Source organism: Pseudomonadota bacterium (assembly GCA_039193195.1).
Classification (GTDB): Bacteria; Pseudomonadota; Gammaproteobacteria; order Steroidobacterales; family JBCBZW01; genus JBCBZW01.
Window position 1 is genome coordinate 32740 of sequence record JBCCWS010000037.1, and the last position, 22312, is coordinate 55051.

General features: G+C 61.3%; 7 protein-coding genes. 3 read left to right on the plus strand and 4 right to left on the minus strand.

What is annotated here, in order from left to right; all coding sequences use genetic code 11:
- Nucleotides 1–4 precede the first annotated feature (4 nt).
- Together AAGA68_21175 and AAGA68_21180 are read right to left on the minus strand one after the other, a co-directional pair.
- Complete coding sequence (locus tag AAGA68_21175; GenBank protein ID MEM9387579.1) at nt 5–4801, minus strand: fibronectin type III domain-containing protein; 4797 nt, start codon at nt 4799–4801, stop codon at nt 5–7.
- A gap of 287 nt (nt 4802–5088) precedes the next feature.
- Nucleotides 5089–11181: a SpvB/TcaC N-terminal domain-containing protein gene (locus tag AAGA68_21180; GenBank protein MEM9387580.1), complete on the minus strand. Its 6093-nt coding sequence runs from the start codon at nt 11179–11181 to the stop codon at nt 5089–5091.
- A gap of 822 nt (nt 11182–12003) precedes the next feature.
- On the opposite strand from AAGA68_21180, the gene AAGA68_21185 reads away from it, so the two are divergent.
- The gene (locus tag AAGA68_21185; GenBank protein MEM9387581.1) at nt 12004–14475 is read left to right on the plus strand and encodes a protein kinase; all 2472 of its coding nucleotides are present in this window, start codon (nt 12004–12006) and stop codon (nt 14473–14475) included.
- A 252-nt stretch (nt 14476–14727) separates the two neighbouring features.
- Here the strand turns inward: AAGA68_21185 and AAGA68_21190 are convergent, their stop codons facing one another.
- Nucleotides 14728–17976, minus strand: a complete 3249-nt coding sequence (locus AAGA68_21190) for a serine/threonine-protein kinase (GenBank protein MEM9387582.1) — start codon at nt 17974–17976, stop codon at nt 14728–14730.
- An 845-nt stretch (nt 17977–18821) separates the two neighbouring features.
- On the opposite strand from AAGA68_21190, the gene AAGA68_21195 reads away from it, so the two are divergent.
- Nucleotides 18822–20555 (plus strand): integrin alpha, encoded by a 1734-nt coding sequence (locus AAGA68_21195; GenBank protein MEM9387583.1) that lies wholly within the window; start codon nt 18822–18824, stop codon nt 20553–20555.
- A gap of 398 nt (nt 20556–20953) precedes the next feature.
- Here AAGA68_21195 and AAGA68_21200 read toward each other — a convergent pair whose 3' ends face one another.
- Nucleotides 20954–21523, minus strand: coding sequence for a hypothetical protein (locus tag AAGA68_21200; GenBank protein ID MEM9387584.1), 570 nt, complete (start codon nt 21521–21523; stop codon nt 20954–20956).
- A 130-nt stretch (nt 21524–21653) separates the two neighbouring features.
- Between AAGA68_21200 and AAGA68_21205 the strand changes: the two genes are divergently transcribed.
- Nucleotides 21654–22217, plus strand: coding sequence for an ECF-type sigma factor (locus tag AAGA68_21205; GenBank protein MEM9387585.1), 564 nt, complete (start codon nt 21654–21656; stop codon nt 22215–22217).
- Nucleotides 22218–22312: the final 95 nt, after the last annotated feature.

Consider the following 22312-nt stretch of genomic DNA (forward strand, 5'->3'; position numbering starts at 1 on the left):
CTTTCTAGTTTGGGTTCCTGAATGCCCAGCTGATCAGCAGCTGAATGTCGGTTAGGAAGCGCTCTGCCGGTAAGCCGATTGGTGCGCCTTCGGCCAGCATCTCCTCGAGCTCATCGAAGAAGGCCTTTCCGTTATCGTTGCTCGCCTCATTGATCACCACTCTCCATCGATCATTGGCTACCGAGCGATCCGTAAACGCCAGGGTCACGGATGACTGATCGTCCGCCGTGCCGTTGATGGCCGAGGTAACGAGACCGACCACCGTACTGCCGATTGTCTCTTCAGGCACCGAGTCCCCACCCAGATCACTTATCAGCCACGTTGGCATCAGTTGTTCATAGGCGGTGTAGACCGTGATGCTGCGCATCGGATCATCGTTGATGTCGTCGAAGTCCTCGATACTCCACGGCGTATGCTTCAGGTAGCTATTTCCCTCTTGGTATATCTCGGCAACAGGTGATGCTGCGAGGTTGCCCACCAAGTTCAGCTGCACTCCTTGACCGGAGGCTGGCCCGCAGTTGAGGTTGGAAATGCCGAGAATCTTGGCGTTGCGTGACTGGAGAATGTAGAAGGGGTTACCGGCGAAAACACCGTCCACATCGCTCGTAGGCGGCGGAAAGAGGTTGGTCCCAAACTCGAATGCCAGCTCGCGCACCGGATTGCCGTTGACGTCCGTGCCCACCACACGAAGCGTGCGTCTCAATGTGTCTCGGAACAGTGCGTGGTAGGCGTCGTTGCCCTCGTAGGTCACGTCATCGAAGGGGCTGTAGTATCGGAAGACCACATCATCGGCGTTGTCGATCACCTCGCCCGCCTCATCGAAGTTGACCAAGTTCGTGGTGAAGACGTCGAACTTGAGCGAGAACGTGGAACGAGAGCCGCAGGACTGCGCCCCCTGATCGAACAACTCTCCGCTCAGGGCTACGTCGGTCATACGTTGGAGAATGGTCTCCAGGTCCGTCGCTCGACGAGCGAAGTAGAGCTGCCGGTAGAACCCTAGAAAGAACGTTGGGTCCGGGCCACCATCAGCCCCCGGCGGGCGGTTGGCGTAGTACTCGAGGGCTCGCAGGGTAACGTAGGTCCACGCTTTGGCACGCTGCAGTGCCTGGTCTCCAACCAGCAGCAGGTCATGAAGCACATCACGAGAGTCCACATCGTTCCAGCCCACTGCATTGCCGTCACTCATGGACTCGAGCAGCAGGAGGCTCTTGCTGAAATCAGCACCTAGGGCGGCTGCCTCTGCGTACTGGCGCGACAATGCTTGCACTTCACGGTCGACGTCGCGTTGGGCGATGTCGTAGTTCAGCGCAAGATTATTGATCGACAGCTGGAGGTTAGCCACCGTGTAGGACAGCTTAGCCAGGAGCTGCTCTTCGTCTCGCAGCGCTTCGGCCAGCACGATGTCCGCTTGCTGCGCCGTACGAATATCATTGATATCCGCATCAAAACCAGCAGTAACAGCGGCCGCACTACCCGAAGCGGATTCGAGCCCTCCCGCACCAGCAATCGTGCCTGCGTACTGTGAGAAACCGCTCAACACAACCGAAGTGAGGTTTGCCGCGCCGCCCAGGCCGAAGCTGAGGCCACCCGAGACGATTCCCGAGAGGAAGCTGTTCCTGCGCTGAGCCCGTGCCGCCTCGTCCGCTGCCTTTTGCGCAGCTTGGCCCTTCTCCTCGATGAGGATGCTGATCTGCTCGCCATCCTCGTTGATGCGATTGAACACCGAGTCAGCAAAATCGTTACCGATCCCCACCATTTCCAAGGCTTCTTGCTCCGCAAGGGCGATTTGCTCCGTGAGATCCGCTGTCTCATCGAGCGCTGCTCTCGCTCTGTCTTCGGCGTTCGCGATGATCAGATACTGCTGCCCGATGAGTCCCTTGTCGTTTGCATCGAACTCGAAACCCTCCCGTGCCAACTCCTCGCGAGCGGCGTCTCGTTCCGTAACGCCATCGCCATCGAGATCGACATCTGGGATCAGGCTGCTATACACATCCGGCACTGTCTCGCCGCCGCCTGGCAGCCTTACGGTACCCAACAGGCTTCGCAGTCGTTGATCGTAGCTACTCGTGAGCTCCTGAGCTCGTAAGACGTAGTCGTCATTTGCGCGCGAGAAGCGATCGAGTTCTGCGAGCAATCCGCCGCCACTACCACCGGGAGAGCAGGCGCCACAGATATCTACCTCTACGTCCAACAAATCCGCCACAGCGCCCGAAGCAATGCTATGCATTTGATTAAACGTGTTCAGACTCGTCGTGTCGCCTTGTTCAGCAGCCCCGACGAAGGGCACGAAGTCCGAGACAAAGCCGAAAGGGTTGTAGCCCAATCGAATTGACGTGGTGGCATCAACAAGCTCTGCGTGGGCCCTTGCCACATCGGCGAAGGCGACGACGTTTAGGCTCTCATTCGAGTTGGCCGGGGCCTCTCCGACAGGTGGTACGGGCAACGTCGCAACCAGCGCTGCTTCGACCAAATCGAGCACCGTTTCAACGAAGGCCCCTGCGTCATCGAGTTCGGCAAGCACCTCGTCGCGACCTTGCGTATCCGAGAGGTATAGATCCCGATCGAGCGTTCGACGCCCGCGACTGCGTTCAGCTCGCGCGAACCGTGAAACGGCCGAGAGTAACGTTCTCCCTATGACTTGCAGCTCGTCGGGTGATGACGCAGGCACCTCCCCACGAAGCATCCGGCCACTCAGATCCGGCGACAGGTACGCTTCCAGAAGTCCGGGGATGGCGTCACGCAGCTCGTCCACGATCGCCTGCAGAATGTCGATCTCCGCTTGCAACCGCACGCCGCCGTCATCCGCTACGCTTACGCCGAGCGCATCGGAGTACTTAGCCACCAGGGCGTTCGCGGAGATCAGGTCAGCCACGAGGTTGGACTTCTGCAGGCGCGCTCGCTGCACATCGATCAAACCCTCCGCGGCCACCTCGAGGCTCGGGTTGTCGTCGAGCGCGCAGCGATAGTACGACTCGGCTGCGCGCAGACTCTCGGGGAGATAGGTGGGATCGCCTTGACTGTTGCGCAGGTTGTCGAAGGTGTCGGGGGGTGGGGCCTGCCCGTCCTGTGGTGGGTCGACTTCATCGGGCTGTACCAGGCCCTGGCGCCAGATGAGCTCGTCGCGCAGGAACTCCGTGCCCTGTTCAAAATGCTCGCACGCGATTCGCGCCGACAGCTGCTGGTCGAAGTCGTCAGTCTCGATATCGAGGCAGTGCGGGGTACTTGGGTTGATGTGCGCGAAGGTCTCTTCGGGACAGGCGAGGTCAAACAGCTGCGGGTCCGTCACTGCAGGTGCACCACAGTCCAAGCCGTTCTGACACGATGAAATGCGATAGGTGTAGTCGCCCTCGCTGATCAACGAAAACTCTGCGCTGGTGGAGCTTACGGTCTTCTCCTCGGTGAAAGTCAGGTAAGTCTGCTCGATGACGTAGTAGTCAACGTAGGGGTCGTCGGGCGCTGTCCAGCTCACCAGGTGACGGGAGCCCTCGCGTTCGACGGTGACCGTGCCTGGAGCATCTGGCGGCTGCGTATCGACACGCACGGGGCGGTCGATTCCTCTCGAGCCGCTGCAGCCGTCGGCGTTGCAGGCACGAATACGGTAGGTGTACAGGTTGTCCGACAGGCCGGTGATCCTGCCGTCCTCGTCGATATCGACGAAGGACCCTCCTACCACGGCTTGTTCCAGGTCGTAGTAGTCCGTGTTCGGCACGGCGGGCCAGGAGAGGACGAAATCCCTGTTGATGTCGACGTACTCGTCGCTCTCGATGCGCTCGCACCCGGAGCTGCAGGTGAGGCTAGCAGGCGTGTCGGGTGGATCGGGTGGCGGGGGTGGCGGGGGGCCAATTACATCGTCCACCTGGGCAGTACCTTGAAGGGTGGCTCCGGGACCATCGAGGCCGAAGTCGACGCACCAGGTAACGTCGAACACAAAATCGCCGCCGCGTGACACAGTAACACGCACTGGGTTCCTCCCCGGGGGGAACTCCTTGAGATTCGCATCCCACCGCACTTCAGTATTGCGGCCGATACAGCCGTCATCATCGGTGCTCGGCGGATTCATGAAGATGTCTATTTCCGTGTTTGATGCTACGGAAGCTATCACCGATTGCGAGCTCAACCTTACGGTTTTGCTGATCTCCCGAAAGCCACTACATTGGGATCCGTTACATGCTTGAACTCGCCACCGGTAAAGGGCGTCGGACAAGCTTGTGACGGTCTTGCTGGTACCGGAAGTGTTGAAGTCGCGTTGATAGGAGCCGCCGTTCGTAGACCGTTCCACGGTGTAGCTGGTCGTGTCACTTTCGTCGCCCCACTCGAGGGCGACGGAAGAATCGAGGGAGATGTACTCGCCCGAGTTCTCAAAGTCACAGTCGTTGCAGCGAAGGAAGTCTGGCGTGTCGGGCGTTGGCGGGGGTGGTGGACCTTCGACGGAAACCGTGTTCGAGCGGGCAGACCAGAGAGGCGGAGGACCACCATCCAACCCCAGATCTGCGCACCACTCCACATCAAAGAAGTAGCTTCCGCCCGAGCTGAGTGTCACGACGGGCGGCACCCCCGGGTCGTAGGTGCGTGTCGTGACGAACGACCCGTTCTTGAACACCTCGACGGAGGTGCGGAGGTTGAAACACGCGTCACCTGAATCGTTGGCGGGTGTGCTCGGTGGGTCCAGCAAAATGCGCACGGTGTCTGGGCCTGTCACCTCCGCCGTCGCGGTGCCGTTGGCCGAGGCGCTGCCCGCGCTGACGGTCATCGACAAGACAATCAGGATGAGGACTAGTAACGGTGACGCTCTAACTGCCATTGGTTGCTTCCATATCTTCTTGTGATTGCGGATTGCAACGAGCTCAGTTCGCTAGAGCTCGCATATCAGACATGGCGCAATCAGACGGAAGACTAGGACATGGGTCGACCGACGGTCCCCGGAAGCTAAGGAGGACTCGAACGACAGCACTGGACCTTCCCCTGACAGAAGATCGCACTTGCATCGACGATCGACGCGACGGTTCGCGTGCGCACTACCGCCGGCTAACGCCTTGCTAATCTCAACCTGTTAGGGGACGACCAGGAATTACCCGCTCAAGGACCCGTTCAGTCGTCGAATGTCGTCGGCTGCATACCTGAATCACGGTCGACCTCTTGCACCAGATCGCCCACGTCATTGATAGGCAGGGGTGGCTCTGCCGTTGCGTCGGAACCATCGCTGGTTGCCGACTCAACCCAATACTCAAAGAGGTCGAGCAGCAATTGGCCCGCCGGGCTCAACGGAAAGACGAACCCCGTCAATTCAGCAATCCCCTTTGCAGCAGGCTCCGTCACCGTTTTCGCGGTTTCAAATCGCCGATGAGCATCAGAACCCGGCGTCACCTCCTGAACGGGTGCTTGCTGCGGCATCGTCGTCTTCTGCATAGCATCGAACATCTCGTCACTAAGGTTCAGGCATGCTGCAGTACACGAATCTGGCCGCTCCGCCGCGCGTCCAAGGCGATCGATTAGCGTAACGGGGTTGTTGGCGGCGTAGCGATACGAGTTCAGGCTCTGGGGCGCTCGCGCAAAATCGCCATCCTTCGTCTGCGCGAGGAAATGGTCCGCAGGGTCTACGGAGGCGAAGCGCCCAAAATGATTGAAGTACCGCTCCCCAAAGTACATGAGGCCAGACTCCTGATCCCGCTCCTTGCCGGTGAACTGATAGATGCCACTCAGCTCGCCATCACTGGACGCGGCGAGGCGAGTCTGCCCGTACGGGTAGTAAGTCCTTTGTCCGGCCACCGTACCGTCCGCCTGTAAGGTGAGGTTCAAAGAGCCCAAGTGGTCGTGCAGGAAGTACGCCTCGGGCGCGAAGGACTGGCCGACGTACGCACGGGCTACACGAGCGTCGCCGACGTAGACGTATTTGCGCAGCTCGCCGTTGCGCACTTCGCTGTAGCGGTTTACGTACAGTACGCGCTCCGCCAGAGCGCCGTCGGTGATCACTTCCTTGAGCTTGCGTTGGTTCGCGTGATCGTACGTGTACCGAGCTGCGCTTGTGCCTTCGCTCAGCGTGATCAATCGGTCCTTCTCGTCCCAGCCGTACGCCGCATCGTTGAATTGCGACGTGTTGCCGTTGTCGTCGTACGCTAGCGTATAGGCTTCCTCGCCCGCCGAGGTAAGGGCGTGCGGTCCGGGGGGTGCGCCGGGACTACGCCCCGAGCGGCCGCTGCTGCCCGCAGCCCCGCCGTACGCGAGTTCACCCACCGCCACGAAGGGCGCCGCATCGCTCAGCTCACCATCGCGAAGCACTAGGTTGCCAATCTGATCGTAGCGGTAGTCGAGGTGGCCGAAGACGCTCGGATTCTCAGCACGCGTCAAACGGTAGAGCGAATCGAACTCGAAGGTCTGGGTGGTATCGAACTCGCGCGCCACCTCAGTTGACAGACCGAGTTCGCTACCGATCGCATCAAGAGCGGCGTTACTTCTAAGGTCGGTGATTCCGCGCACGTTAGAGACGGCGTCGAGATCGTAGGAGAGATCTTGCAGCGTGAGCGAGTCGCGTACGGATCGCAGGGCCACGAGGCGGCGCCGTGAGTCGTAGCTGCGGGTCGTCACCACCCCGTTGCCTAGCGTCATCGACTCGATCTGTTCTGCGGCGTTGTACTGAATCGAATCGACCACCGTTGCCACGCCTGCCAGCAAGCCACGAGGGCCGTATTGCATCGCCAGCGCGCTCTGGTCTGGGTATACGAGCGATTCGATGCGATCCATGGAGTCGTAGGTTTTCGCGCTGTAGAAGTTTCTGAGCACGCCCTCGCCGTCTAGAATGCGATCGACGGTCCACTCCTCACGTCCGCGCTCGTCGAAGGAGGCATGATGCTCACCGGACTGATCACTCAGCCAAGCCAGCTGTCCAAGCGTGTTGCGGGCCGTCACCGTGCCTTGCGGGGCCCTAGCCGCGCTCACCGCGTCGGCCACGTCTATCGCGCCGTCCACGTTCAGATCAAAGCCATCTTGTGCCGGCGACCGACCGAGGATCGCCTCCGCGATTGGACCGGCCGCTACGCCGGACCAATATTCGCCTTGGGAGACAGGACCAAAGGGCTGGTCGTAGTGGTAGCTCACGTCCGGCTCCCCGTCGCTGGGGCCGTAGCGCTCCGTCAGCAGTCGGTTAGCGCCGTCGTAGGTGTAACGGATTGCCTGGCCCTTTGCATCGGTGGATTGAATCAAGTTGCTAGCGTTGTCGTATTCGAGCTGCATGGTGCCCCGGTCCGGATCATCGATGAAGCGAACTCGGCTGAGGCCGTCGTAGCGTACCTGCTTAGCGTTGAGCTGAGAGTCTACATAGGCGGTGATGTTGTCGAGCAGATCGTAGCTGTAGGTGGTCACCCATTCGCTGGTGCTGGAGATGGGCTCTCCGTTGGGTCCGATGCGAACGATCTCCACCACCGAGCGTAGCCGGCCGTACGAGTCCTCATTCCAAAGACCGTCCTCGATGAGACGCGTGGCCGCGCCGAAGTGAGGAGACCCGGGTTGCGTTTGCGCCTCATCGTGCACCAGCTGTGCTAGCGGCTCGTACTGCGTCGTACGGAAGGTACCATCGGGCTGGGTGGTGGTGGAGATACGCCCGAGCGCATCGTACGCAAGGGTTACCGAATCCTCCGCCAGGTTAGGGTCCTGGTAGGCTAGCGTTCCACTTTCCTGGTACGGCAGGAACTGGTGCGCCGCTAGCGCGCGCGAGTTGAAGGTAACGGCATCGCGAACCACTACTCGGCCCGCGACATCGGCCTCTTCGCGCACCATCACCTGCTCGCCGCGGCCATCGAAGTAGGAACGCGAATCCACGGTGCCGGCGCCGGCGCGCTCTCGCCGCGCCGTCCATATGGCGTTGATCGTGCGTAACTCATCAACCGGGGTGATGAGTTCATACGCGTATTCGACGGTGGGAGCGGCAAGCGTGTCGCCTGGTTCGACGATGGCAATGAGGCGCGCAATGGGGTCGTAGCGATAAAGAGTCTCGTAACCGTTGAAATCCGTTGATGAAATCATCTTACCGAAGCCCAAGTCATAGGCCGCGTTCGTGCTGAGCGTAAGCGCCCCGGTGTCGATGTCCTCGCGCACGGGATAGATCTTGAGACCGTCGTCGAAGAACACTTGACGACGATGCCCTGGAGCCAAGCCGTACTGGCCATCGCGCGTCTCGATGACGTTGCCAAACTCGTCATGGCGTCGACGAACGGCATTCAGCCAGCGGTCGCTCTCGACCCACGCTTCCACCAGCGTCTCGTTGCCTCGCACGATGACGCCGAGCACGTCGCTATCATCGTAGTAGTGGCGCTCGCCAGCCACTTGAACACCGTTCTCATCACTCGTCGTGTTGGTCACCACGCGATCCAGGATCCACGCTTCCTGCCCCTGTGGATAGGCAGCGGTGTAGGTGGTTGTAGTCAGGCGTTCGTCGTCCCATCCCGGATCCAGACGCCCGTGCTCAAGCAGGCGCGTTTGGTTGCCAAAGTCATCGAACTCGTACTCCCAGCGCAGGGTGATGGGAGGTGCGCTGCCCCCCTCGACGACCTCTCGACCGCGGTCCACCATGTAGGAATAGGTGATCTCTCGATGCTCGCCCGGCGCCCCTGAGAGTAGGGTTCGCGTGGCCCAGGTGGTTTGCTCTGAGTAAAACACGGTGCCGGCGCCATCGGTCGCCGTCATGCGCAGGAGTTTGCCTTTGCGGGCCTCGTTGTCGCGCCCGCTATCGAACTCGCTGGCGGTAATCAGATCGGGCGCGGACGCGTCGCCAACGTCTCGTTGCTCCACGCGCTCAAAGCCGCGGAACTCTTTCTCTAGGCCGTCGTAGAAGCCGTCGTGGTAGGCATAGCTCGTCTGGTAGCTGCGCAGACCATCGAAGCGATCGGTACGCGTGACCACGGGCAAGGGAAATGGCACAGGGGATGGCCAGGGATCGCCCGCGGCGGCGTCGCGCCGCATCTCCTCGGCGCTGGAGCCGTACCCTATTGACGTTATGAGGCCGAACCCGTTGCGGATCTCGCTCAGCATGTTGGGCACGGAGTTGCCTTCGTCCGCCTCGTCGGTGAGCCCATCGCCATCGTTGTCCACACCGTCGTCGCGCTGCGCAAGGTTATTGGCAAACACGCGCACATAGCCCGTTCCTCTTGGCAGGTAATCGGGGGTAGTTTGGCTTTGCGCGTAGAACAAGACCTCCAACAGGCCGTCACCGTCCACGTCGATCAGTCGATAGGTGGCCACCTGTCGGTCGTAGATGCGATCGAAGAGCAGCGCTTGCTCAGCACCAAAACCCGTGCCAGCTTGGTTGAGCCAATAGCGGATGCGCGAGCCGTTTACGTAGAGGAGATCGGCGAGCCCGTCTCCGTTCAAATCCGCCAGGTCGAGCCTGCCGATTTGTTCAGGATCACCATCGAAATCAGGACCGTCGACCAAAGGCAGTGCATAGCCGTTGGTGGAATCATCGAAGGTTCCCCTCCCCATCGACGGCCAATAGCGCGGTCCACCCGCATTGATGTCACGCAGCAAGACCACGTCCGCCAGGCGATCACCGTTCATGTCGGCCATGACCAAGGTGCCGTTCGCTTGCGCGAAGGTCACGGTGAGGCCCTTCAAGATGTCCGGTTGCGTCTGGGGGATGTAGTCGAAGGAGCCATCACCGTTACTCGTATACGCCGCGAAGAAGACCCCTGACCCCGAAGGTCCCACCGAAGTGAAGGCGCGAACCGAATCGATCGTCTTGTCGAAATTCAGATCCGTGCAGCGCACGTCAGCGCCAGTGAACACCTGCTCGATGTTGGTACCTGGCGGTAACACCAGCTCCGGCTGCTCATCGGCCCAACGCCCCTTGCGATTCAGGCGGTAGACCAAGTTGCCGGAGTCGATGTTGCGCTGGGCGATGAGATCGGCGGTGCCATCGCCATCCACGTCGCGGACGAAGCTGCGACGGGCCTGAATGCGTAGGCCAGCGCTGTCCTGCTCTGCGAGGGGGATACGCTCGAACTCGCCGCCACCGAGGTTGCGGTAGACCACGTCGTACTCGTTCGGTGGACTCGAGGGACTTCTCGAGCGGTAGAAGTCGGGGAGGCCATCGCCGTCGAAGTCGATGAGCTCTGCCTTATCAGGGAACTGATCGGGGTCTTCCCCCTCGAGCAGCAGAGCCGTGCTCCCAAGGCCCGCCTGCGCCTCGTAGGCGGACGACGCCAGCGGCTGCTGATCTGAGTACGCAAACTCCTGGGGCGGCAGCGCCGTAATGCCGTCAGCGCCAGTCAGCGTGATGCGCCTGAGCCAGCTTGTCGCGCGGTCCGCTTCGTAGTCCATCCGATACCGTCTGACGAGCTGGCCAGCAGTGTGTACGTCGATGGACGCGAGTCGTTGCGCCGTGGCCAGGCGAAAAGCCGGTCGATAGTCGACGACAGGGTCCTCACGGGATTCATAGGTAAACGAGATGACATGAGCGGCGGCGCTTTCGCTGATGAAGCCGTAGCTGATCTCCTGGCAATACACCTGCTGCTGATCAATGGCGTAGCGGTACAGCACCTGGTTACCGTTAAGGTCGCGCACCTCCGCCACGTGCCAGGCATAGGCGGCGGACGCCACGTCCGGATGGGCCACGCGCGCATTCACCTCGCCGCCGTTCAGTCGCGCGCCCAGGCCGTAGCGGGTGCCGTCCCGCGTGGTCAGCTCCCACCGGTCTTGCTCCATGAAGTAGACGTAGCGCGCGAACTGCGATTCATTCTTGAGCCGATACACTTGCTGCGAGCTGTCCGCATCACCCTCTACTCGCACCAGTTCTGCGCCGTCTCCTGTCACGAAGCTATCGGGCACTGGCCCTGCGCCATAGCGGGGCAAGCCCTTGTCGGTCTGACGGTGTACGTGCAGCGACGACAGGCTCCAGCCTATGCCGAGGATGCCGTTGCCGCGGCCGCTGTCGTAGCTGAGGGAGAGTTCCGGGGCGGTGCCAGTGCGTCCGGGAGGCACCTCCAACGGCACCGAGTAGACCGCGGATCCGGTGCTCAAGTTCGGCTCGAAGGACTCTCCGAGGCCCTCCAGGGATCCGGGTCCCGTGGGCAGCGAGATCGCCGCCGGGCGTACGCCCGATTTGTTCGGCAGCGCGCCGTAGGCCAGGTCCGCCAGCGGTAAAAACGCGCCTAAAGTCCCTACCAATGCCAAGACAGTTCTCATCCACTTCATGTTCTTTTTCCGTTGGATCAGGGGTGGTCGACCTTCAGCGTCACGCCCGCGAGGGCAGCGCAGCCTATTGAATCGAACGCGATACTCTGCTGGCGATTGACGGCCGGACAGTCGTACGACTACGCGCAGGCCACAGCCAGTCACACGACATGGCGCAGGAGAGCGGGCGAACTGGACATTGCACAGCGTTGCTGCTGCCAGAGTCTACTGTGGCTTTGCTCGCGGGGTAGGGGCCTTCGACGTCGCAGGAAGATGATCAAGGCGCTGACCACATGCGCGCGCAGGGTGATCGAGAAGAAGGAGCCCGCTCACCGGTGTACCTCAACAGGCTAGACCACCAATTCGGCTCGAAGTGAGACGACCGAGTGGCCCAAAGAGCTTGGGACACAAGACCTATTCATAGTTGACGCGCCACCCAATGAGCCAAGACACGATGCGAGAGGTAAGTAGCTGCCGTTCCCGGCGACCTCACCTTAGCGCCCAAGAGACGAACGCTCTGGCAAATGACAAATTGCACGGGCATAGCGTTGAGGAGTAACGCGAAAGCCCATCCACTTTTTCCGCCGCTATTATTTGGCTGGTAACCTGATTCGGTCGTCAATTTGAGCAAAACTCCCTATCCGACGGATTTGTCCTGGCTAGAAGATGGAGGATCGCCGCCCGGTGTCTAAAACGAGCCCGAGCCTTTGGGATGAGTTCCACCGAATTAGAGAAGCCCTAGAAGCGCTCACACCTGCACTGAGGCTTCATGAATTCTCTGCTATCCGCCGACAACAAGCGGCAGACCCCCGCGTGCTTTCCCTCCTGAGCCTACACTTCGCTATGCCAACCGTTGAACCCGGCGAGCTCGGCCCGAACTCTGGCGACCGAGTAGGCCCCTATCTGTTAGGGCAACGACTTGGCAGAGGCGGCATGGGTGTGGTCTACGAATCGATCCAACACCTTGGGGAAGCGAAGCGTCCTGTTGCACTCAAGATCGTAAACCCGCTCTTCTGGGCGGCCGCCGCTAAGGACGCACGTGAACGATTCGTAGCGGAGACAAATATCCACGCAAAGCTTCAGTACGACGGCCTCGCTCGCCTCTACGATGTTGGCCAATATCGCGACCCCAGCACTGGAGAACATGCGCCCTACTTGGTTATGGAATTGGTCAGAAACGGGCTCTGCATCATCGACTACGCGCGCTCCCACAGATTGCCCGTACAGGACAGGCTCAGGTTGATCGAGCGAGCATGTAGAGCTGTTCAACACGCGCACAGTCACCGAGTAATTCACCGCGATCTCAAGCCCTCGAACATCCTAGTCGATGGTGACGGTCGCACGTTCGTCGTGGACTTTGGATTGGCCCAGCATGATGACGTCGCATCACTAGCTGGCAAGGAGTCGGGAACACCCGCCTACATGGCTCCTGAGCAGCTCAACTGCGCGCTTGGCCCAATTGGCGAGAAAGTGGACTCCTATGCGCTCGGCCTTGTCCTTTACGAGCTGATGACTGATGAACGCCCAGCACACGTTGACTCTGTACGCGCTCACACCGCGCCACACAAACCCCTCCCCGGGCAGCTAGCGCTCTCCTTGCACCAGGCAGAGAGAGGTGCGCTGCGTGAACTGCTGACTCATTCGTTGGCGTTGGCACCGGCGGACAGACCCTCCGTCGGGCGCCTCGCGGATCGTATCGCCGCACTGATCGAGAGGATCTCGGAACGGGAGCGGGAACGTCCAGGAGACAAGGCACCGCGTAAGTGGGGAGTCTCAATTGTCGTCGCGTTAGCACTCGGCCTACTGCTGCGCCCCATTGCAGAGTTGACTCAGCAACGCCTCGTATCACGAACAGCAGACTCAACACTAAGCGAGCGCTCAGATTTCAAACTAGCATACGCAGCAGCGCGGCTGGCCGTCTTGCCCCTGACAAACCTAACTGACGACGATGCAAACGACATACTCACCGATGGCCTTGCGGATGAAGTGCGCTACTCAGTTACCGCCGCCAGCGCAGGGGAGATTCTCGTCGTGGACCCCTACTCTTCATCGGTTTTTCATGGGCAAGGGAAGGCGCTCACAGAAGCTCCCAGTATACTCGGCATCAATTTCGCAGTTACCGGAACCCTTCGCCAAGACCAGCAAAAGTGGCGTGTGCTTTTCACTCTGGTTGACTGTCAGTCAGGCGCGGTGATTTGGACACAGGCATACCAGTACGAGAAAACACAGCAGAGCCTTCTTGCATTGCAGATGGACGTAGGCGCTCGGGTTGCCGACGAGGTGCGCAGCCGTCTAGAGCCTACGAAGACGTCTGTCGTCCATACTCACCGCGCACCTGGACGGGAGCATTCCGAGAACTTTGCGGCGTATTCGGAGTACCTTCGAGGGAAAAGCCGCTTCCAAGACCGTAGTCGACAGGGCCTAGAAGCAGCTCAGAAGCACCTGGAGCACGCCGTCGAACTAGACCCCACCTACGCGTTGGCTTGGCTTTCACTGTCCCGAGTCTATGGAGTGCTGCACGATTACGGGATCACGGACACATTGGAGATGCGCCAGCGTGCGAGGGACGCCGCAGATCGAGCACTTTGGCTCGCTCCGGGATCCGATGCGGCCTGGGCACAGGCGTGCTACCTGCGTCTTGTGCTCTATGAATGGAGCGAGGCGAATCGCTACTGCCCGAAGCTCTTCAACACCGACGCGCGCACAAGTGAAACTGCAGGAGTCGTCTCTCTCCTGTACCTCATTCAAAAGGACATGGAAAAGGCGGTGCTCTACGCGCAACGTCGCGTAGATCTCGATCCTTTAAAGCTTGACAACCGAACGGTGCTAGCGCGTGTACTGGCCTTGGCAGGGCGACTCGAAGAAGCGGAAGTGCTCCTACACGGTGTGCTTGCCGAAAACGCCAACCAGACGATGGCACACACCGCGCTTGGGCAGATTTACCTTACTACCGGTAGGTTTCAGGAAGCCCTAGTTGAGTTCGAGAAAGAGCCAGTCGACCTAAGCCGAATTAGCCATCGCGCCATCGCGCTGTCAGCGATTGGCGAAGACTTGGGAGCTGAACGAGCGCTGAGAAAACTAATAGATAAGTTTGGTCTGCGCGGGAGCTTTCAAATTGCAGAGGTCTATGGATACATCGGCGATTTAGATGGAGCTTTCTACTGGCTAGAAACGGCCCGCCAGGCCAAGGACGGCGGACTCTTGACGTTACCGTATTCACCGTATCTCAAGTCACTTCGCACCGACAGCCGCTGGGTACCATTCACTGAACGAGCCGGGATCGGAAAGCTGGATTTCTCTGACGACATGCTCTAATCCTAGGCCCGTGGAAAGCATACTTGTGAGAGCCCATGATCCGCGAGAATGAGCTAGCACTTGATCACCGTCCCGTCATCGCAAGACATAGCTTGCTTCGGCAACCAGCTCACCTCATCTCGTGGAGTTTCACAGACCACCAGGCTGTGTCAAAGCATGATCGCCAGGAAAGACGTGACGTACTCGTAGCACCTGGCAACTCGGAGGGAGTGGTTAGGACCTGGCAGCGAATGCCCTGGCCCGCGGCTCGGGCTAATCGAGTGGCGCTTCGAGGCGGCCAGGTTGGCTCCTAGCTAACTCATCTATTCGCCTCTGCAGAGAGCCGAGTTCTTCCTCGAAATAGTTTCGATGCCAAAGCTGCTGCTGCGCGCGATAGACGTCCCACGCCGCCTCCAACGCCACCTTGGCATCCTGAAGCCACTCGATGCTGTGTTCGCGCTCCCCAAGCAGGCGCAGGGCGCTGCCGGAGCCCGCCTGCGTTGCCGCCCAATCCAGCGGTGCCCTATCGCGAGTGTAATACCGGCGCGCTTCCCTGAACGCCGCCAAGGCTTTGAAGAGACGGTCGGTTCCAAGCTCGTGTTGGGCAGCCACCAAGAGCGAGGCTGCCAAGCTGCTCTGAATCTGTGCCCTTAGCTCCGACGGTTCTGCAGGCGAGCAGTGGGCCAGCGCTTGTTGGCTCGCATATACCGCACTTTCGGCCGTCTCGAAGCGGTCGTCGCGTTGCGCAAGCACAAGAAGAGCGTCTCCAATACTCTTGTGCGTCTTTGCCAGCTCCATGCTCACCTGTGGGCTAGAGGCTTCAGGCGTCTCGTTGACCATATCTTCGAGCGTGAGCACCGCAAACAGTGAACCCGAAGCAACATCAGAGTACAGCGCGACAGCCCTCTCGTACGCATCGAGGGCTGCCTCGAGGAACTCGTTGCCAGGCCCGCGCAAACCCAACGCCAATAGCGCCGCCCCCAAGCCCCGCTCTAGTTGTGCGTGCAACAGCAACGCGTTCTGGTTCCAACGCACGCCGGAAGACTGGATCTCGGCAATTGCACGCTGGTATCGCAGCACTGCGTCGTCCAGGGACGCGGTCCCGCTCTCTCGCTGCCCGAGCATCAGCAGCACCGTTGCCAGTCTTGCCTGTAAGGCCGCCGAAACCAAGGGCGTCACGTACGGCTCCAAGCCGTGCAGCTCCTCGAGCGCTTCCCAAAAGGCGATCTTGGCCTCCTCGAGAAGTGCCACATCCCCTTCCAAGGCACCGAGCGCCAGCAGCGCATCGCCTCGCCGCTTCGAGCTCAGGCGCCAGCTGAGTTCAGGTGTCGCGTGAGCGAAAGCTCGTCGATACGCCTCGACGCCCCTGCGCAAGCTAGCCACGTCGCCCGTGATCGACCCGAGCCGATAGAACGCATCTCCAAGCTCGGCCTGGGCGACGGTCCATTCCGCCGAGCCGGGCACGGATAGGTCGACGGCCGCCTCGGCAGACTCCGCCGCTTCTTCGAGCAGCGCAGTGCCTTCGCTTCCCTCCTCCCCTAGGAACGCCCGCAAGTCTGTAGCCGGAGGCAGTGATACGAGAGCATCATTACCCTGAGGGAACGCCAGCGGTTGTAGCTCCGTGCGCAGCTGAGAACCATGGCCAGAGAAATGGATCGTGTCGATGGTGTTCAAGAACCTTGTGAAGGCTCGACGAGTAAGTGCATCCGCAACGGCCGCCTGCGTGATCGCGAGGTCTTGCGGGCTCCAATTCGACGCATTCGCTGCGAGCTGACGCTTCACCTGGGCTACGTACGGCTGCAGGTAGTCGAACTCGCTTCCCCCACGAAGACTCCAAAACCGATCGTGCTCCGCGGCCACTGCAAGCTTCAGCACGGCCTCGAAGTGCTCCCAGAACAAACCTGGAAGCTGGTAGCTTTCTACGCGATCCTCCACCGCGTACTGATTCGGCCCCTGCGCAGGTGCGTCCCGCCTGGAGAAGAACAGCAGAGGTTTGCCGGTGCCCTGCCGGTCACTGGAGCCACCTACGATTCCGCCCCAAATAACCACGGACGCGTCCGAAGCCAGCAAGAACTGTTGCGCCGTGCCGTGTCCCGTCCGCTCTGCAGCCCCTTCGAAGACGGGAATGGTGCGGCGAATCGGCAACACCTGCAGACGCTTGTCGGCAACTTCGAGCCCTTTCTGCTGCAGGGCTACTTCGATCTGCTTCTTGAACCAACCGCCTTCATCGCCCTGAAGATCGGCGACCATGACCGTGAGCCGATTGGGATCGGCCTTGGGGAGCGGTGCGTCGCCCGCGGGCGGAGCGTTTTGCGACAGTTGCACCCAGGCGCCAAGCACTAGCGCAAGCATACCTAGCGCAACAGTAAGCCTCAGGGCGCCTGTCCGACGGCGATCTCGTGCACCATTGTCGCTGTCGTTGCTTCGTTCGCCCGTGGGACTCGGAACTTGGCAATGGGTCACGCCCGCATCGAGCAGACATTGAACCTTGTTGGCAAGCGCGCGCACGGTGAGCCGTGTCGCCGGGACCTTGGTCATGGCAGCGCCGATGATGGCATCCATCTCGTCAACCACCTGCGATGTGCAGGCTGCCATCAATCCGCGCTTGCGTGTTGAGGGAGCAACAGATGCAACTATGGTCCGCCTCAGCGCCTCGAAAGAACGATCGAACTCCACATGGTACGGGAGTTCGTCGGTGACCAGCTCATACAAGAGCACACCAAGGGCGTACGTATCCGACCTATCGGTGACCTCTCCGAAGTCCGTGGATATTTGCTCGGGACTCATGTAGGAGGGCGTCCCGGCTGCCAATAGCGCCCCGCCGGGCGACAAGGCACCGCAGGATTGCGCGAGTCCAAAATCGATGACCCAGGGATTGCCATCACTCGAGACGAGAATGTTGTCGGGTTTCAGGTCACGATGCACCACGCGATGATCGTGAGTATGTTGGATGGCATTACAAACCACACGGAAGAGCTGTAGACGCTCGTGAAGCTCCAGAGCGTTGTCGCGAACGTACCGCGTGAGCGGTACGGCACCGCGAATCAACTCCATTACAAGGTAGGGAACCTCGTGATTCTCTGGTGGGGCGAAGTAGGTGCCAGTCGCGTACAGCCGTGAGATCCCAGCGAACTGCAGAGGCGCCTGAGCCTGCACCTCCTTGTCCAAGCTGTCGCGGAACAGCCCTCCTGCGATCGCGCATAGCTCAGGCTTCAAGAACTTGACGGCTACGCGACGAGTGGCGCCTTGCAAATGCTGATCTGCTTCGAACACCACGCCCATGCCGCCGCTGCCGATACGTTGGCGCAACGTCAGGTCGTTCAGCCGGTCTCCGGGCTGCGGGGTGTCCGCGTCGCACTGGGCCAGGGCGAGGTAGGTGACGAGCATCGACTTGAGCCACTGCTCGCTATCGCGATACTGGCGCTGCGCCAGGGCGCTGCGGCGCTGGTCGCTGGGCAGCTGCTTTAACGCCTCCAGCTCGCAGAAGAACTCATCCCATTGCTGTGAGCTTGGTTGCTTCATCGTGGCGATAGGTGTGCCGGGGTAGGAGCCGTCTGGTAGCCAACGAAGGCAGGGCTCGACGCGCCGCGCGCAAGCCACAGCACTCAGCCGATCGCCCAACTCGAACAGTGAGGCGCCAGCAAGTACGGCTGTTGCACTGCTGAACAGTTCTCGTTCTACGCCGAGCCTGGCCGCTTCCGCAGTAGGCGCAAACCCAGAGTAGAACCCCGCGCAGACGACCTTCGCAATAGCTGCCTATCATTCTCGCTACTTCGAAGACGCGTAACTGACCTCCACCCTCAGGAGTAAGGATCGTCTTTGTACGTGCAGCTAGAAGGGCCGGGCGAACTCCCCAGGCGTTCTTGTATGTCGCGTAGAGCGATTTGTAGCAGCAGCCGCGTACTTCAGTGCTACTCCCCTTGGAGCGGCGCGGTCCCAGCGCTCGCCCACGGCATCGCACTCTCGCTTTGACTAACCTGGGACTTGGCGCCTCCAGCACGCGGGCGTGGTGATGAAGGTAAATCGGCTCGACGGCTTGGTCCATCCACCCACGGTCACCTGCGCTGGCCGTCCGCTTGCTTGAAGAGTATGGAGATCTGCCCTTGGATCGGACCAGCGGCGGCTTTGCATGCGGCACACAACGAGAGCGAACCCCAGCCCTTGATCATCAACGGCAGCGCCTCCCTTGCCCGCGGATCGTCATCTGCCATTTCCGGCAAGGCCTCAATCGCCTCTAGCACTCAGCCGAGCGCATGCTCGGTGTCGATTGGCTCCGAGCCGTCCGTACCGATCAAGAAGACCCGCGAGCCACACAGACCATCGGTTTCGCGGCTGGAACACAAAACCGAACCAACCCGGGAGTAGCCATGATAGGAAGCGGAGCCTCTCTCGTACAGGCCGTGCGCCGCGCCGTCGTCAACGTTCAACGGCCCGGTGCCCTCACCGGCATGCTGTGCACCGCCGTGCTCGCCTCAGCGCAGGCCCAGGAACCCTACGTCCCCCTGGTCGGCCTCTCCAGCGGCTTCGGCGGCGACGGCTCCCAGGGCTTCGTCCTGCGCGACTTTCGTAATCAGTCACTCGGCGTGGTCGTCACGAGCCTCGGCGACATCAACGCCGATGGCATTGACGACATCGCCGTCGCCCAGGAACAAGGCGAGGCTTATGTTCTGTATGGCCGCGATGTCCCGGGTGGCGATGCATTCGGATCTGACTTGAACGTCGCCTCCCTGGGCATCTCATCGGATGGCACGCGGGGCTTCGCCATCACCTATCCCCGGCGCTACGCGCGGCGCTTGGAGGTGGTCGTTTCAGGCATCGGCGATGCCAACAACGACGGGATCGATGACGTGGCCGTTGGCTACCGCGAGGCGAGTCCGAACGAGATCAGCCGAGCCGGTGAGGTCTTCGTGGTTTACGGGCGAGACGGCGGCAACGAGCCAGCCTTCCCACCGCTTTTCTTCGTCGACACGCTGTTCCCTGCCGCCGGAGCCGACGGCAGCGAGGGCTTCGTGGTGCGTGGCTTCGTGCAAAGCGCTGGCCTAGGCGAAGGCATCAGCAATGCCGTCGACCTGAATGCCGATGGCATCAATGATCTTGTAGTCGCCGGCCGGCAGGATACGGACCGCTACGTGCTCTTCGGCCGCGATAGCACGGCCGGGGACACCTTCGCACCGGTAGAGTCGCTGAAGGCACTGTTGCCCGAAGAAGGCGGCGACGGCTCGCGAGGCATGGTGCTCGCCAACGACCTTTTCGGTCAACCAACGCTAGCGAACGCAGGCGACTTCAACGGCGACGGAGTGGAAGACCTATTAGTGGGCAGCGCCACCACGGAAGATGGCACCACGGGGGGTGTCTATCTCGTCTACGGCCGCAACGCCGAAGCGCAAGACGGTTTCCCGGCCGTCTTCGACCTTACGCAGCTGCGCCAAGCGAACGGTGGCGATGGGTCAGACGGTATCGTGTTCTTCAGCACCGGCGACAATGACTCGATTCCCGAAGGACTGGCTGGCATCGGTGACCTCAACGGCGATGGCCTGGACGACATCGTGATCGGCGACGCCTTCGTGCGAGGACGCGAAGGCTCAGCGTACGTCGTGTACGGCCAGAGTGATCCCGGCGCCCTCCCGGCCAGCATGGACGTGGAGTCCCTGCGCGCAGGCGATGGCACCTTGGGCTTCATCCTGGACGGCATCGAGGCGATCGACGAGTTCGGCGCCGCAGCCGCCGGCATTGACGATGTCAACGGCGACGGCATCGACGACATGCTCATTGGCGCCCCCAACGCGGAGAGTTACGACCGCCGCTTCGGCGTGGGTAACGCCTACGTGATCTACGGTCGCGATACGGCCGTAGATGGCAACTATCCCCCCGTCACCGATGTGCTGAGCCTGCTGGAAGTACAGGGTGGCGACGGCAGCTTCGGTACGGTGTTCGCGGGCGCCGGCTCCAACGACTACGCGGGCACGTCCGTGAGCCCTGCGGGCGATATCAACAATGACGGCGTGGCGGACTTCATCATCAGCGCGCCGCAGACCTCGCCGAATACTCAAGAGCCCGGCCAGGCGTACACTGTGTACGGGACGGCGCCTGAAGCGGAATAGCTGGTCGGCGGTGCGTTGGCGCGGATGCCTGAGGAGCGCAGGGCGATCGCCTGCACGTAGCGACCGCAGGAAGGCGGCAACACCCGCGCACCCTCGAAGAAATTTCCGGAAGCGTTAGTACTACCACGTAGCGTCAGACTGAACGGCCCGCGAAAGACGACACCGACGCTGCCATCGCAGCCGTACTCGGCGAGTAAGGCGTTGAAGTCCGCACTTCCCGGGAAGCCTCCGGCGCGGCTGACAACAAGTAGCGCACCGCCGATGTTGCGATTGCCGCACCAACGAGGGCCCCGAGGACTGATTTGACGTGCATGGCTAGTGTCCTATGGACAACCCCGAGCTTGACCCTCGCGACGTACCGTTGGTGGGGTGATGCCCGCCACGTCCTGGAGACACTGTCAGCACCTCGCTCCGAACACTTTGACGACGCTACAACCCGCCTCTTCGACAGCTTTACCCGTGTCACTGACAAGACGCTCGGTATTGCGCAGCATTCGCTTCGGATCGCTGATCGTCCGGGCCCCGCTATGAACCTCGCGCCAGCTGTCGTGGCCCAGACGTTCCAAGCGCTTATCGATATTCTTCGGATCCTTCAGCGTCTCGTAGGTCCATTCGGCCGCTTCAACGGGATCAGGCACGTCGACGCCGACGATCCGTCCTGCCACGTAGGCTCCCGCGTAGGCGGCCACGCCTCCCTTCGCGTAGCGTGCCGCCTTGCGCACTCTTGTGGAAGGCACGCGGGTCTTTCCTGGTTGCGGGCGCCCCACGCGATCGAGCGTGCGCAGGTACTGCTCTCGCTTTCGCGCGTGGCGGGCGACGTCGCCGCGCTGACGCATCTCGAAGCGAGTCTGCTGCCCGAGCGAACGTTGAAAGCTCTGCTCGGCGGGACTCAGTTCGGCGTGGACGGCGCCAGCGGGGGCCAGCGCGAGGATCAAGTAGGCGACGACGATGAGGTTCTTGGGGCTCATGAGGGCTCCTTGACAAGAGGTTGTTTGCTGTTCTGTGCTTACCCCCTAAAGAGCGTCGTGCAGCAACGAATCGTTCGGCGATACCGGCTGCCCCGCACCGATGCTCACCCTGACGAGCCTAGGAACGGATATGTCCGAGTCGATAGACGTCACCCAACTGCTGTCCGCCGCCCGGGCGGGGGACGAGTCCGCCCACAGTCAGATCTTGGCCCGCCTGTACAACGAGCTGAGGGCGCTGGCGTCGAGGCACATGCGCCGCGAGAGCGCTGGTCACACCCTGCAGGCCACGGCGCTCGTCAACGAGGCCTTCCTGCGTCTGGCCGGGGCGGAGGTGAAGGCCAAGGACCGTGTACACTTCTTCGCCCTCGCCGCTCAATCGATGCGACGAGTGCTCGTGGACCACGCGCGCAGCAAGCAACGTGACAAGCGAGGCGAAGGGCTGGCGGCGATAACGCTCAACGAGGAGGTATTCCAATCGCCTGCCAATGACGCATCGCTGCTGGAACTCCACGACGCGCTCGAGCGACTGGCCGTTTTCGACGAGCGAGGCGCCAAGGCCGTGGAGCTGATGTACTTCGGCGGGCTGACCTACGAGCAGGCCGGGGAGGTGCTGGGGATATCGAACACGACGCTGTTCGAGGATCTGAAAGTGGCGAAGGCTTGGCTGGCGCGGGAGTTGGCAGGCGATGCCTAGTGTGGTGGGGGGGGGGGGGGGGGGGGGGGGGGGGGGGGGGGGGGGGGGGGGGGGGGGGGGGGGGGGGGGGGGGGGGGGGGGGGGGGGGGGGGGGG